This window comes from Pseudomonas faucium (assembly GCF_021602585.1).
GTDB classification, from domain to species: Bacteria; Pseudomonadota; Gammaproteobacteria; order Pseudomonadales; family Pseudomonadaceae; genus Aquipseudomonas; species Aquipseudomonas faucium.
Genome location: NZ_BQIP01000076.1, coordinates 1 through 276 on the forward strand (window position 1 = coordinate 1; position 276 = coordinate 276).

A 276-nucleotide genomic window follows, 5' to 3' on the forward strand; every position below is an offset into this window, starting at 1 on the left:
TACCTAACCACCTGTGTCGGTTTGGGGTACGGTTCCCAGTTATCTGAAGCTTAGGAGCTTTTCTTGGAAGCATGGCATCAACCACTTCGTCGCCTAAGGGCAACTCGTCATCAGCTCTCGGCCTTGAAATCCCGGATTTGCCTAAGATTTCAGCCTACCACCTTAAACTTGGACAACCAACGCCAAGCTGGCCTAGCCTTCTCCGTCCCTCCATCGCAATAACTGGAAGTACAGGAATATTAACCTGTTTTCCATCGACTACGCTTTTCAGCCTCG

1 rRNA gene is annotated in these 276 nt (G+C 50.0%); it reads right to left on the reverse strand.

The window, feature by feature from the left end:
• A 23S ribosomal RNA gene (locus L6D75_RS27230) occupies nt 1–276 on the reverse strand; the annotation flags it as partial.